We start from the raw sequence: 13,303 nt of genomic DNA, 5'->3' as shown, positions 1-13,303 counted from the left end.
CGAACACAGAAGTTAAGCTTCTTAACGCCGAAAGTAGTTGGTGGGAAACTACCCGCGAGGATAGGTAGTTGCCACGCTGTTATTCCGGATTAGCTCAGTTGGTAGAGCATCTGACTGTTAATCAGGGTGTCGTCAGTTCGAGTCTGACATCCGGAGTTAATAAATACTTAGGAATACCTAGGTGTGCCAGATTAATACATCTAGTTCATATGAATTAGATGTATTTTTTTAGGTTTTTTATTTTGGAGAGTTGTCCGAGTGGCTGAAGGAGCATGATTGGAAATCATGTATACGGGTTTTGCCTGTATCAGGGGTTCAAATCCCCTACTCTCCGTTGTACTTAATTTTCTATTAATGTACATCCATTCAATGTATATTTGTGTAAAAAGGCGCCGTATCTTATGATACGACGCCTTTTTTGGTATATTGAATGTTTTCTAAATAGACTTAATAAATTGTTGATACTTATCTTCTTCACCAGTCAATTGAATATCGACCTTAGAAAGGTTGGCAATGTGTAAATCAGACTCACTTACTTCAATATTATGTGTGAATGTAGCATTACCGATCAAACGTATCTGACTGTTTTCTGGTTGAGGATCTAATTGAATGTTAGTTTTTACCATTCCACCCGGATTAAGCACTTCAATATCTTTTTTAGAATCAAACTTATCTTCGTGAAGTATGGCAAAGGCCAAACTTGTAGCGGACATTCCAGTACCACAGGCATTAGTGAATCCGACGCCACGTTCATATGTTTGAACGAATAACTTATTGGGTCCTAATATTTTTGCAAAACTAACATTAACACCTTCAGGGAAGTATTCGTTTTTACCATTAAGCATTTTTCCCAATTTGCCTAATTCATCTTCTTTTACCTCATCTACAAAACTTATCAAATGTGGATTAGGTACAGCGATAGCTGTAAAAGTCTGTCCAGAGATGAATTCTGGGACATTTGAGTCTATTAATTGTTCCTTATCCTTGTAAGAAAAAGGTAAATCAGATTTATTAAAGGAAATTGGTGATATTTCAACACTAAACGCTGGTACACCTTCAGCTAGATCTTGAGATCTTTTTACTGATAAATTATTTTCAAAAGTTTCAACTTTGAATTCATTCTTATTGAATTTTTCTGATAAATAGCGACTAACAGTTCTCAAACCGTTACCGCACATTTTTGCTTCGCTACCGTCAGCGTTGATAACTCTCATTTGACCAATACAGTCATCATACTTAGAATCATTGACTACTAAAAGTCCATCAGATCCGTTTAATATACCATTTTGAGGACTGCATATTTTTATAGCTAAATTTTTCAATTCATCGTCTGACAATTGCTTTTTTAATTTAGTTTGATCCAAAATGAAAAATTGATTTTCTGAACCGTGTACCTTTAAAATTTGAACCATTATTTTCACCTCAATAATTTAGTTAAAAAAAGTATCATAAATATCTTTAACGGCATCTTTAGAATCTTTTACTTGTGTTCCTATCATAATTGAAATTCTTGATGCACCTTGGTTGATCATATCGATAGCAATATTTTTCTCAGTCAATGAATCGATTATTTTACTCACAGTATCAACGGTATGAGCCAAACCCTCACCAACTACCATAATAATTGCATAGTCGTCGATCCATTCAAGATAATCAGGATTTAAGGTTTTCTTGACATCATTGCACAAATTCTTGATCGTCTCGGGATCTAATTTGCTCTTATCAAATATGACTGTTAAATCATCGATTCCAGATGGCATATGTTCATAGGAGATTCCATATTTATAAAATATTTGGAGTAATTTTAGAGTAAATCCAACTTCTTTATTTAATAAATATCTGTGTAAATATAGTGCTGAAAAACGATCAGAACTTGCTATTCCTGTGACTGGGTTAGCTGGATTGAATAAAAATTGTGAAGGGACGATCATAGTTCCTGGTTTTTGGGGATTATTTGTATTTTTTACATTTACTGGGACTTGACCTTCAACAGCTGGAATAATTGCTTCATCTTGGAAAACTGAAAATCCAGCGTAAGATAATTCTCTCATTTCACGGTATGACATCTTTTTGATGGCTTCTGGATTATCGACGATATGATTGTTGGCTACATAAATTGCATCGACGTCAGTAAAGTTTTCGTATAGATCTGCATTAAATCCTCGACTTAAAATGGCTCCGGTAATATCAGATCCTCCACGTGAGAAAGTAAAGATGTCTCCATCTTTGCTATAACCAAAGAAACCTGGGAAAACTATTTTTTCTTCACCAAATTTTACTTTTGCCAAATTGGCATATGTTTCTGGTAGAACATCTGCATTATTTGGTTCACCGCCAACTAAAAAACCAACATCTTTAGGATCTAAAAATTTAGCTGGAATGCCTTTATGATTTAAAACATCAGCTAAAGTTATCGCATTTAAAAATTCACCATGTGCTTTAAAAGTTGCCATAAGATGATCATCATCTTTATAATCGGCTTTTGCTAGGTCGGATAATTTAGTTTTGATCTTGTTAATTGTATCGGCTGGTAATTCATAGTAGTCACTTATTTCTTGATATCGATCTACTATTTTATTATAAGTATCTTGATAATCTTTATTTTCCAGAACTGCATTTGCATATTTTATTAATAAGTCGGTAACTTTAATGTCACCAGAAAAACGTTTACCAGGTGCTGAAGTAACGATAACTTTTCGATCATCATCACTTGTAACAATATTAATAACTTTATCAAACTGTTCACCATTTGCTAGCGAGCTACCGCCAAACTTGACGACTTTCACATGTATCACTCCAATTTTTAATTAAAAAATTAATACTTTTTTAATGTAGAGTTTAGCATTTTCACTTATTAAAACAAGCTTAAAGTTTAAAAGTTAGAAAATATATTCAAATTCCTTAATTAGGGTTGACGTATTATTAGAGTTGTTATAATCTTTTAAGCAACAAAACAAAAAGAGGTCGCGACTAACATTATTAAGCGAGGGAGTTCTTGCAAGAACAGTGAACTTGTCGAAAGGGAATGTCGCCGAAGCGCTGGGTATTGCAATATCCAGTTTGCTGGGACGTATCAACAAGATGATACGGACTGTCGCAGTAAAATGTCGCTGCGTTGCGCTTATGACAAAATGATGCGGAATTTATGTTATTTTGGATCTCTTTGTTTAAGCAAAGGGGTCTTTTTTTATTCAACCTGACCTCTAAGAAGGGTAGATTACAAATGATAAGTAGTGAATTAACGAGTGAAAACGGACATTTAATGATTGGTGGAGTAGATAGTGTGGAGCTTGCTTCTAAGTATCAAACACCATTAGTTGTCTATGATGTAGAGGAAATTAGAAAACAGATCCAACTTTTTAAAAATAGTTTTGAAGACAGCGGCTTGAAGTATCAAGTTAGCTATGCTAGTAAAGCATTTGCTACTATTGCAATGTATCAAGTTCTTAAACAAGAAAATGTTCATACTGATGTTGTTTCTGGCGGTGAACTTTATACAGCCTTAAAAGCAGGTTTTCCAGCAGATAAGATTAGTTTTCATGGAAATAATAAGTCGCAACAAGAATTAGAAATGGCCGTTGATAATAATATTGGCGTCATTATTTTAGATAATTTTTATGAAATTGATTTATTGGAACAAGTTCTTGAAGATAAAGATTCAACGGTGAATGTGATGTTGAGATTGACTCCGGGAATTTCAGCCCATACTCATAAATATGATCAGACAGGTCAAGTTGATAGTAAATTTGGTTTTGATGTAGGTTCAGGTCAAGCTTCAAAAGCTTTGAAAAAAGTTTTAGCAAATAAACGAATGAATTTGATCGGTATTCATGCACATATCGGTTCACAGATCTTTGGTATTGAAGGATTTGTTATGTTGGTTAAAAAAATGTTTGAAATTTCAGCTAACTGGAAAAAAGAATTCGATTATCTTCCACAAGTTATTAATTTAGGTGGTGGATTTGGAATTACCTACAATGATCAAGATGAAGCAATTGGACCAGATATATTTATTAAAAATATTGCCGAAACTGTTAAACAACAGAGCAGTGATAAAGATATGCCAATACCTGAAATTTGGATCGAACCTGGACGTTCAATTGTTGGTCCAGCTGGATTTAGTCTTTATACGATTGGATCAAGAAAAGATGTTCCTGGTTTAACTTCATATGTGAATGTTGATGGTGGTATGGGTGACAATATTAGACCAGCACTTTATCAGGCTAAATATGAGGCAGTCGTAGCTAATAAGATGGACGAAGCTCTAAAAGAAGATGTTCATATTTCTGGTAAGTATTGTGAATCAGGTGATATCTTAATTGATCATCAAAAACTTCCAGAAACAAAATCAGGTGATATCTTAGCAGTTTTAGATGCTGGAGCTTATGGGTATTCAATGGCTTCAAATTATAATCGTAATCCAAGACCAGCCGTTGTCTTTGCTGAGAATGGAAAAGATAAATTAGTTGTAGAACGTGAATCATATGATGACTTAATTAAATTAGATCGTGACTACATTTAAATAGTTCATATAATAGGAGGAGTTTTTTTCATGAGTAAGATGGATGCAGAAGAAATTATTAATTATATAGGAAATGCCAAGAAGGTCACTCCTGTTAAAGTTTATGTTCAAGGTGATTTTTCATCATTAAAAATTCCAGCATCGGTTAAGTTTTTTAATACTGGTTCAATGGGAATCTTAATTGGTGATTATACTGAAATCGCTCCTCTTTTAAAAAATGATGATATTAGTGAATACTTTATAGAAACAAGCGCTAAGAATTCAGCCGTACCAATGCTAGATATTAAACATATTAATGCCAGAATTGAACCTGGAGCTATTATTCGTGATCAAGTTTCAGTTGGCGACAATGCCGTTATCATGATGGGAGCAGTTATTAATATCGGTGCTGAAATAGGCGATGGAACAATGATCGATATGGGTGCCGTTTTAGGTGGACGTGCTATTGTTGGGAAAAATTCTCATATCGGTGCTAATGCGGTTTTAGCAGGTGTTATCGAACCTGCCTCAGCTGATCCAGTTAAAATTGGAAACAATGTTACTGTCGGGGCTAACGCGGTCGTCTTAGAAGGTGTTCAAGTTGGCGACAATGCTGTTATCGGAGCTGGTGCGGTAGTTACTAAAAATGTTGAAGCGGGATCTGTTATGGCTGGAGTTCCTGCTAAGGTATTAAAAGTTAAAGATCAACAGACAACTGATAAAACGCATATTGAAAATACTTTAAGGAAGTTGTAATTATGGTCTTAGATGAGCATCAATTAATTGATATTAGAAGAAAACTTCACCAGATCCCAGAATTGGCATTGGATGAATTTCAGACTCATACATATATTAAGAAAGTAATTGCAACTTTTCCTCAAGATTTTTTAGAAATTAAAGAAATTAAGGAATTACCAACAGCATTACTAGTACATGTAGATGGAAGTGATCCTAAGCGGACAATTGGATATCGAGCTGATATGGACGCTTTGCCAGTGACTGAAGAGAATAAGTTATCATATGCCTCTAAAAATAAAGGTATCATGCATGCTTGTGGACACGATATTCACATGACTGTTGCTTTAGGAATTTTAAGTTATTACGCTCAAAATCAGCCAAAAGATAATTTAGTTATATTTTTCCAGCCAGCTGAAGAAAGTGATAGTGGTGGTCAAAAGGCCTATGATTTAGGTGCTTTTGAGGGTAAATATAAAATTGATGAGTTTTACGGTTTGCACGATAATGCCGATCTAGCAACTGGTGTCATTGGAACTAATTCAGAGACACTGTTTGCTGGAACGACTGAAGTTAATGTCATTATTCAAGGTAAAAGCGGACATGCAGCATTTCCACATAACGCCAATGATGCTGTTATAATTGCCGCTAATTTTATTAATCAAGTTCAAACCGTGATATCCAGAAATATTGATCCTGTAAAGTGCGGTGTGGTAACTTTTGGAAAAGTTGAAGCCGGTACGATCAGAAATGTTATCGCCGGAACAGCAAGGCTTGAAGGAACAATAAGAGGATTGACACAAAATATGATCGAATTTATTCGTAATCGTATTGTAGAAATAGCTAAAGGATTAGAAATATCCTTTAATGCCAAAATAACTGTTGAATATAACCAAGGTGGTTATTATCCAGTTGAAAACGATCCTAAGTTGGCAAAAAGATTTATTAATTATATGCAACAAGATGATCAAATTAGATTTCAAATTACTAAACCTGCTATGACGGGTGAAGATTTTGGGTATCTTTTGAATAAAATACCAGGAACAATGTTTTGGTTAGGAGTATCCAGTCCCGGTTCACTTCATTCAGTCGACTTTTTACCGCATGAAGAAGCAATTATGGCTGGAGTTAAGGCCTTTACTAGTTTTCTAAATTATCGTATGAATTTGGAGGAAGAATAATGTTTGATAACGTTGAATTGATGACGGCAATCATCACACCATTTAATGATGAGGCAACAGAAATTAATTATGATGCATTGGAGAAACTAACTAATCATCTCTTAGAACATGGTAGTCAAGGTTTTATTATCGGAGGTACTACTGGTGAGACTCCAACATTGACTGAAGATGAGAAATTGGCTTTATATAAAAAATTCTCAGAAATAATCGATGGTCGTGTTCCAATTATTGCAGGTGTTGGTAGTAATAATACTCAAGGTACGATTGATTTTGTTGAAAAAGTTGGTCAAATTAAAGGAATAGATATGGCATTAGTAGTTGTTCCTTATTACAACAAGCCAAATCAGCGTGGAATGAAGGCTCACTTTGAAGCTGTTGCAAAAGCTTCACCGATCCCGGTCATGATTTATAACATACCAGGCAGAACCGGAGTCTTAATGGATAAAGATACAGTAGTTGAACTATCCAAGAATGAAAATATTCAAGGTATCAAACAATGTAATTCATTAGACGATTTAGAATATATTGTTGAACATACACCGGATAACTTTTTAGTTTATAGCGGTGAAGACGGACAAGCATTGTATGCAAGATCAATTGGAGCAAACGGTGTGATTTCAGTGGCATCCCATATTTATGGAGATGAAATTTCCACAATGTATAAAAAGCTGGCAGATGGGGATGTTTTAGGGGCAGGTGCTTTACAAAGAGAACTTACTCCAAAGATGAGCGCATTATTCATGTATCCTTCACCTTCTCCAGTCAAAGCTGTTTTGAATAGTCAAGGCTTTAAAGTTGGTGGCTGCAGATTACCAATTTTATCTTTAAACGAATCAGAACAAAAAATCCTATTTGATAAATTAGGTTTATAGGAGGATTACTTGTGATAAAAGTTATTGTTTCCGGTTTTAATGGTTCTATGGGACAAAAAGCTGTTGCCATGGTTAATCAAAATAAAGATTTTCAATTGGTAGGAGTCTTTAATCCAATTATTGACAGTGTAGATCCACTTGATTATGGATTAGAACCTGATATTAAGGTTTATAAAGATCTATCAAAAATTGATATTGATGCTGATATTTGGATCGATTTTAGTATTCCTAGTGCGGTATTTGATAATACAAAGTTTGCTATCAGTAAAGGTATTCGTCCCGTTATTGGAACTAGTGGACTTTCTGAAGAACAAACTACTGAACTGAAATTGCTTGCTGATGCTAAAAGTTTAGGTGGCATAATTGCTTCTAATTTTGGTATTTCAGCAGTTTTGATGATGAAATTTGCTCAAACAGCGGCTAAGTATTTTGATCAAGCAGAAATAGTTGAGACACATCATGAAGATAAACTGGACGCACCATCAGGAACAGCGCTCAATACAGCACGTTTGATCCACGAAGTACAACAAAAAGATGAACCCATTAATCCTAATGAATCTGATCCACTGGGTACTCGTGGCGGAGATTATCATGGTATAAAGATTCATGCCATTAGATTACCGGGATTTATCGCTGATGAGGAAGTTATTTTTGGTAGTGATGGAGAAAGTTTAACTGTCAAACAAAGTACAACTGATCGAGCTTCATTCATGAAAGGCGTTCAGTTAGCAATCAAAGAAGTAATGAAACGAGATAAATTAGTAATTGGTTTAGAAAAAATTATTTAAAGTGGAGATGAGCTTTATGCCCAAATTAGCAAAAAGTGTAGCAGAAATTGGTAACAAATTAACAAGACCTATTGGGGATGACAAAATTCTGGTATTTAATTCAGAAATCGCCAATATTCCTGGGATCGTAAGATTAACATTAGGGGAACCTGATTTTAACGTTCCCGAACACGTTAAAGAAGCTGCAATTAAAAGTATTGAAGATAATCAATCACATTACACACCTCAAAAAGGTATTCCTGGATTAAGAAAAGCAATCAGTAATTATTTAGCTAAAGATTACGATGTACACTACGATCCTGAAACAGAAGTAATTGTTACCATTGGTGCCACAGAGGCAATTTATACTTCACTTTCAACAATTATGAATCACGGTGATAAGATTTTAGTTCCAACACCAGCTTTTTCGATCTATATGGATGATATTGAACTATTAGGTGGGGAAGCAGTAGAAATTGATACTTCTAAAGACGATTTCAAATTGACACCTGCTAAGTTAAAAGAAGTTATGGCTCAAGAACCTGATGCTAAAGCCATTATTATGAACTACCCAAGTAATCCTACCGGTGTTGTTTATAGTAAGGAAGAACTTGTTGCTTTAGCAGATGTTATCCGTGACCAATCGCTATATGTTATTTCAGATGAGATTTATAGCCAACTAGTTTATGGAGAAAAGCATGTTTCCTTCGCCAAGGTTTTACCTGAACAAACAATTTTAATTAATGGACTTTCAAAGTCACACGCAATGACTGGATACAGAATTGGTTATATTGCTGCACCAAAAGAGTTTGTTGATCAAGCTAGTAAAGTACATTCATTTACAGTTACTTGTCCTTCTAACCCAGCTCAATTTGCTGCACAAGAAGCTTTACAAAATGGTTTGGATGATCCAATCGAAATGCGAAAGACATATAAGAAGCGACGTGATTATGTTGTTAAAGAAATGAATGAATTAGGATATAAAACAGTTACTCCAGAAGGTGCTTTCTATGTATTTCCAGCCATTCCAAAAGAGTTTGGACTAACTTCTGATGAATTCTGTCGTAAATTAGCAACAGAAGGAAAAGTTGGAGTTGTTCCAGGGGATGCCTTTGGTGCTGCTGGTGAAGGATTCTTTAGAGTTTCCTATGCAACTTCGATGGAAAATATTCAAGAAGCTATGAAACGATTAAAAGCATTCACGGCTAAACTATTATAGAATTAAAACAGTAGTAAATTAATTTTAGGAGAAAGTTATATGCCAAAACTAGATTCAAGTGTTGAACACGTTGTTAACAAAGTCGTTGATCCCATCGGAGTTTCTCAGATCAGATATTTTGCTAAAAAGTTTTCTAAAATTCCTGGAATTATCAAGATGACTTTAGGTGAACCAGATTTTAATGTTCCAGAACATGTTAAACAAGCTGCAATTGAAAGTATTAAAGAGAATGATTCACATTATTCAGAACAAGCTGGAATCATTGGTTTACGAAAAGCTATTGCTAACTATTTGAATGTAAGATTTGATTTAGATTACGATCCTGAATCAGAAATCGTTGTGACGATTGGTGCCACAGAGGCAGTCTATGCTACTTTTGCCGCGATGATCAATCCTGGTGATAAGGTTATAATCCCTACACCAACTTTTGCTTTATATATCCCGATCATCAAAGTATTGGGTGGTATCCCGATCCAAGTTGACACCACAGAAGATGGCTTTAGATTAACTGGTAAAAAGCTAACTGAAGTTATAGAACGTGAAGGTGAAGATAAAGTCAAAGCCGTTTTGATCAACTATCCCGGCAACCCAACAGGATTTGTTTATTCTAAAGATCAATTGGAAGAAATAGTTGATGTCGTTAAAGACAAAGAAATGTTTGTTATTTCAGATGAAATTTATGCTGAATTGACTTATGGTAAGAAGCACGTTTCGTTTGCTAAATTATTACCAGGAAAAACTATTTTAATTAACGGTTTATCAAAATCGCATGCCATGACTGGATATCGAATCGGATATCTGGCTGGACCAGAAGGTTTTGTAAAAAATGCCTTGAAGATGCACGCCTTTATGGTTACTGCACCATCTAATCCGGCTCAATACGCTGCTCAAGAAGCGCTTGAAAATGGGATCGATGATGCTTCAGAGATGAGAACAGTTTATCAAGAACGACGTGATTATATTGTTGGTAAACTAAATGAATTAGGATATGAAACACTTCTTCCAGAAGGAGCATTTTATACTTTCTCTAAAATACCTGCCAAATTCAATTTAAGTTCAGTCGAATTTTGTGAAAGATTGGCTGAAGAAGCAAAACTTGGTGTAACTCCAGGAATGGCTTTTGGTGAAGGTGGAGAAGGATATTTCAGAATGTCTTACGCTTCATCAATGGAAGATATTAAAGAAGCTATGAAACGTTTAGAAAAATTTACAAAAAGTTTACAGTAAAAATTTAATTAAAGGGATGGATAATAATGAGTGAAGGTTATGAAGTTGCTATTTTAGGAGCTACTGGTGCCGTAGGTACACGTTTAATTCAACAATTAGAGGAATCAACAATTCCAGTTTCAAAGGTTAGATTGTTGGCATCTAGTCGTTCAGCTGGTAAGACATTACATTTTAAAGGTCAACCAGTTACTGTCGAAGAAGCTAAACCTGAATCATTTGAAGGTGTTGATATTGTTTTAGCTTCAGCAGGTGGCTCTGTATCCAAAAAACTATTGCCAGAAGCTGTTAAACGTGGTGCCGTATGTGTTGATAATACTAGTGCTTTTAGAATGGATCCTGATGTACCTTTAGTCGTTCCAGAAGTTAATGAAAAAGCTCTTTACAAGCATCATGGAATTATTGCCAATCCCAATTGTTCTACGATTCAAATGATGGTGGCACTTGAGCCAATTAGAAAAGCCTTTGGTTTGAAACAAATAATTGTTTCTACTTACCAAGCAGCCTCAGGTGCCGGACAATCAGCTTTAAACGAATTATATAGTGAAGCTCAAGATTACCTTGATGATAAGGAAATGTCAGCTGATATTTTCCCAACCAAAGGTGATAAGGAGCATTATCCTTTAGCATTTAATTTATTACCACAAATTGATGTGCTTGAAGATAATTTGTACTCGCATGAGGAATGGAAAATGATTCACGAAACTAAGAAAATTATGTTAGATGATATGGACTCACCAGAGATCAAAGTTACTGCAACTTGTGTCAGAGTACCAGTTCCAATTAGTCATGGTGAATCGATCTATATTGAAGTTGAAAATAAAGATGATGCTTCAGTAGAAAAGATCCGTCAGCTTATAGAAGATGCACCAGGAGCAGTTCTACAAGATGATCCAGCACACCAGGTTTATCCACAACCAATCAATGCTACTGGTAAACGTGAGACTTTTGTCGGTAGAATTCGTCCAGATCTTGAAAACAAAGGTGCTTTCAATATGTGGGTCGTTTCAGATAATTTATTAAAGGGTGCTGCATGGAACACTGTTCAAATTGCAGAAAGACTTGTTGCCGATAATCTTGTTGAGGTAAAATAATTTTCTAGTTATTAAAAAATTCGTCATTCTAGTTAATGACGGATTTTTTTATTATTTATTGGGGGTGGCTATATGAAAGAGATAAAAACAGATCCAGGTTATACAACCTTTAGAGATGGGATAAAGAGTTGTTTGCCAACAGTATTAGGATATTTAGGTATTGGTTTTTCATTTGGGATCGTTGGGATAAATTCACATCTTAATTTATTAGAAATCACGTTGATGTCGGCAATTGTCTATGGAGGCAGTTCTCAATTTGTTATGTGTGGTTTGTTACTAGCAAATACTTCTATTACGGGAATCGTTATGACAGTATTTTTAGTTAATTTAAGACATTTATTGATGAGTATGACCGCCAGCCCGCATTTTCGAGATGAATCACTTTTAAAAAATATTTCAATCGGCTCATTACTGACTGATGAATCTTTTGCCGTTTTCTCCACAACTGTTGCGCAAAAAAAGCATTTTTCTTTGCGTTGGATGGAAGGACTAAATGTTACGGCGTATATTACGTGGATAGTAGCTACTATTCTAGGTGGACTTGTAGGTAATTTTATTGCTAATCCAGAACAATTTGGGTTGGATTTTGCGTTAACAGCTATGTTTGCTGGATTGTTTATAACTCAATTTGAATGGGAGTTAACCAAAAATCAAAAAAAACCCATTTATGTAGTTGTTTCTGTTGGGGTAAGTCTTTATTTAATGTTATTTCTTGTCAGTTCTTCACTTGCTGTGATAATTTCTGCTTTAGTGGGATGTTTTGTAGGAGGTGTGATGAATGATAAGTAAAAGTATACTTTTGATATTGATCGGTAGTGCTTTAGTTACTTGGATACCAAGAATAACTCCTTTTATTCTTGGTAAGATGGTTAAATTTCCCAAGATCGTTACGAGATTTTTGGAGTATTTGCCACTATCGATTTTATTTGCGCTTTTATTAGAGACAGTTTTCAATGCCAAAGCTGGTCATTTAGCAATTCCTAAGTGGGATATAGTCATTGCATTAGTTCCAACCGTTATAACGGCTGTTTGGTTAAAAGATCTGATGAAGACTGTTGTTGTCGGAATTGTAGCGATGGCATTAGTTCGGTTAGTTATGTAGTAGCCGATTAAAGTGTTATGGTTTTTACGAGGTGTATTATGAAAGAAATAGAAAAACTAGATGCAGGATTAGAATACTATTTTCTAGATGATGAGGTTGCAAAAAGAAAGGCACGAGCTGCAAAGTTGTGCCAAGAATTTAATGAGATCCCTGCCACTGAACCTGAAAAACAGACAGCTAAAATAAAAGAGATATTTGGTTCCTATGGAAAACGCGTCTCAGTTCAGGCAAACTTTAATTGTGATAATGGGATTAATATCCATGTGGGAGAAGATTTTTTAAGCAATTATAATTTAACGATTTTAGATATTGCTCCGGTTAATATTGGACATAACGTGATGATCGGTCCTAATGTTGATATATATACGGTCAATCATCCTATGACGGTTCAGGGTAGAAGAGATTATAAGGCAATTGCCAAACCTGTCAATATTGGAAACGATGTTTGGATCGGCGGCAAGGCTGCCATTATGCCAGGTGTAACGATAGGAAATAACGTAGTTGTTGCAGCCGGTGCAATCATTACCAAAGATATTCCGGACAACTCTTTAGTTGGTGGTGTTCCCGCTAAAGTCATTAAGAAGCTAAGTTAATATTTTTAGACTGGA

13 protein-coding genes, 2 tRNA genes, 1 rRNA gene and 1 riboswitch are annotated in these 13,303 nt (G+C 35.1%); of the genes, 14 read left to right on the top strand and 2 right to left on the bottom strand.

From position 1 onward, the window contains the following. From rrf to EKM77_RS10185, 3 genes are all read left to right on the top strand, one after another. Positions 1 to 77, top strand: a 5S ribosomal RNA gene (gene rrf / locus EKM77_RS11240); the annotation flags it as partial. A 6-nt stretch (positions 78 to 83) separates the two neighbouring features. Continuing rightward, a tRNA-Asn gene (locus EKM77_RS10190) sits at positions 84 to 156 on the top strand. 88 nt (positions 157 to 244) lie between these two features. Next, positions 245 to 334: transfer RNA gene (locus EKM77_RS10185), tRNA-Ser, on the top strand. Between the two features lie 103 nt (positions 335 to 437). On the opposite strand, the gene dapF is transcribed toward EKM77_RS10185, so the two are convergent. Both dapF and EKM77_RS10175 read right to left on the bottom strand, forming a co-directional pair. Further along, positions 438 to 1,412: a diaminopimelate epimerase gene (gene dapF, locus EKM77_RS10180; RefSeq protein WP_125593957.1), complete on the bottom strand. Its 975-nt coding sequence runs from the start codon at positions 1,410 to 1,412 to the stop codon at positions 438 to 440. Positions 1,413 to 1,430: 18 nt separating this feature from the next. Next, complete coding sequence (locus EKM77_RS10175; protein ID WP_125593956.1) at positions 1,431 to 2,786, bottom strand: aspartate kinase; 1,356 nt, start codon at positions 2,784 to 2,786, stop codon at positions 1,431 to 1,433. Between the two features lie 164 nt (positions 2,787 to 2,950). After that, a riboswitch (Lysine riboswitch) is annotated at positions 2,951 to 3,131 on the top strand. Between the two features lie 92 nt (positions 3,132 to 3,223). Here EKM77_RS10175 and lysA point away from each other — a divergent pair. From lysA to EKM77_RS10120, 11 genes are all read left to right on the top strand, one after another. Beyond that, positions 3,224 to 4,522, top strand: coding sequence for a diaminopimelate decarboxylase (gene lysA, locus EKM77_RS10170; protein WP_191987455.1), 1,299 nt, complete (start codon positions 3,224 to 3,226; stop codon positions 4,520 to 4,522). Between the two features lie 30 nt (positions 4,523 to 4,552). Further along, positions 4,553 to 5,257, top strand: a complete 705-nt coding sequence (gene dapD, locus EKM77_RS10165) for a 2,3,4,5-tetrahydropyridine-2,6-dicarboxylate N-acetyltransferase (protein ID WP_125593955.1) — start codon at positions 4,553 to 4,555, stop codon at positions 5,255 to 5,257. Between the two features lie 2 nt (positions 5,258 to 5,259). Beyond that, a complete protein-coding gene (locus EKM77_RS10160; protein ID WP_125593954.1) occupies positions 5,260 to 6,417 on the top strand; it encodes an N-acetyldiaminopimelate deacetylase in 1,158 nt (385 codons plus the stop codon). Next, positions 6,417 to 7,289 carry a 4-hydroxy-tetrahydrodipicolinate synthase gene (dapA, locus tag EKM77_RS10155; protein WP_125593953.1) on the top strand — a complete coding sequence of 291 codons (873 nt, stop codon included), beginning with the start codon at positions 6,417 to 6,419 and terminating at the stop codon, positions 7,287 to 7,289. The genes EKM77_RS10160 and dapA overlap by 1 nt, the downstream gene beginning before the upstream one ends. An 11-nt stretch (positions 7,290 to 7,300) precedes the next feature. Further along, a complete protein-coding gene (gene dapB / locus EKM77_RS10150) occupies positions 7,301 to 8,077 on the top strand; it encodes a 4-hydroxy-tetrahydrodipicolinate reductase (protein WP_125593952.1) in 777 nt (258 codons plus the stop codon). Positions 8,078 to 8,093: 16 nt separating this feature from the next. Next, positions 8,094 to 9,275 (top strand): aminotransferase class I/II-fold pyridoxal phosphate-dependent enzyme, encoded by a 1,182-nt coding sequence (locus tag EKM77_RS10145; RefSeq protein ID WP_125593951.1) that lies wholly within the window; start codon positions 8,094 to 8,096, stop codon positions 9,273 to 9,275. 39 nt (positions 9,276 to 9,314) lie between these two features. After that, positions 9,315 to 10,502: an aminotransferase class I/II-fold pyridoxal phosphate-dependent enzyme gene (locus EKM77_RS10140; protein WP_125593950.1), complete on the top strand. Its 1,188-nt coding sequence runs from the start codon at positions 9,315 to 9,317 to the stop codon at positions 10,500 to 10,502. Between the two features lie 26 nt (positions 10,503 to 10,528). Then, positions 10,529 to 11,593, top strand: a complete 1,065-nt coding sequence (locus EKM77_RS10135) for an aspartate-semialdehyde dehydrogenase (protein ID WP_125593949.1) — start codon at positions 10,529 to 10,531, stop codon at positions 11,591 to 11,593. A gap of 72 nt (positions 11,594 to 11,665) precedes the next feature. Further along, on the top strand, positions 11,666 to 12,382 hold the full coding sequence (locus EKM77_RS10130) for an AzlC family ABC transporter permease (RefSeq protein ID WP_125593948.1): 717 nt from the start codon (positions 11,666 to 11,668) through the stop codon (positions 12,380 to 12,382). After that, entirely contained in the window at positions 12,372 to 12,695 is a 324-nt protein-coding gene (locus EKM77_RS10125) for an AzlD domain-containing protein (protein WP_125593947.1), read from the top strand. The genes EKM77_RS10130 and EKM77_RS10125 overlap by 11 nt, the downstream gene beginning before the upstream one ends. Before the next feature lie 38 nt (positions 12,696 to 12,733). Continuing rightward, positions 12,734 to 13,288 (top strand): sugar O-acetyltransferase, encoded by a 555-nt coding sequence (locus EKM77_RS10120; RefSeq protein ID WP_125593946.1) that lies wholly within the window; start codon positions 12,734 to 12,736, stop codon positions 13,286 to 13,288. The last annotated feature ends 15 nt before the right edge of the window (positions 13,289 to 13,303 follow it).

The organism is Companilactobacillus baiquanensis, assembly GCF_003946605.1.
Classification (GTDB): domain Bacteria; phylum Bacillota; class Bacilli; order Lactobacillales; family Lactobacillaceae; genus Companilactobacillus; species Companilactobacillus baiquanensis.
The sequence above is the reverse complement of the archived record's forward strand: the minus strand, read 5'-3'. Positions and strand labels throughout refer to the sequence as shown.

Coding starts and splice junctions, on each gene's coding strand:
- EKM77_RS10120 (WP_125593946.1), top strand. CDS start 12,734: ATGAAAGAAATAGAAAAACTAGATGCAGGATTAGAATACTATTTTCTA.
- EKM77_RS10140 (WP_125593950.1), top strand. CDS start 9,315: ATGCCAAAACTAGATTCAAGTGTTGAACACGTTGTTAACAAAGTCGTT.
- lysA (WP_191987455.1), top strand. CDS start 3,224: ATGATAAGTAGTGAATTAACGAGTGAAAACGGACATTTAATGATTGGT.
- dapD (WP_125593955.1), top strand. CDS start 4,553: ATGAGTAAGATGGATGCAGAAGAAATTATTAATTATATAGGAAATGCC.
- EKM77_RS10125 (WP_125593947.1), top strand. CDS start 12,372: ATGATAAGTAAAAGTATACTTTTGATATTGATCGGTAGTGCTTTAGTT.
- EKM77_RS10145 (WP_125593951.1), top strand. CDS start 8,094: ATGCCCAAATTAGCAAAAAGTGTAGCAGAAATTGGTAACAAATTAACA.
- EKM77_RS10135 (WP_125593949.1), top strand. CDS start 10,529: ATGAGTGAAGGTTATGAAGTTGCTATTTTAGGAGCTACTGGTGCCGTA.
- EKM77_RS10130 (WP_125593948.1), top strand. CDS start 11,666: ATGAAAGAGATAAAAACAGATCCAGGTTATACAACCTTTAGAGATGGG.
- EKM77_RS10160 (WP_125593954.1), top strand. CDS start 5,260: ATGGTCTTAGATGAGCATCAATTAATTGATATTAGAAGAAAACTTCAC.
- dapA (WP_125593953.1), top strand. CDS start 6,417: ATGTTTGATAACGTTGAATTGATGACGGCAATCATCACACCATTTAAT.
- dapF (WP_125593957.1), bottom strand. CDS start 1,412: ATGGTTCAAATTTTAAAGGTACACGGTTCAGAAAATCAATTTTTCATT.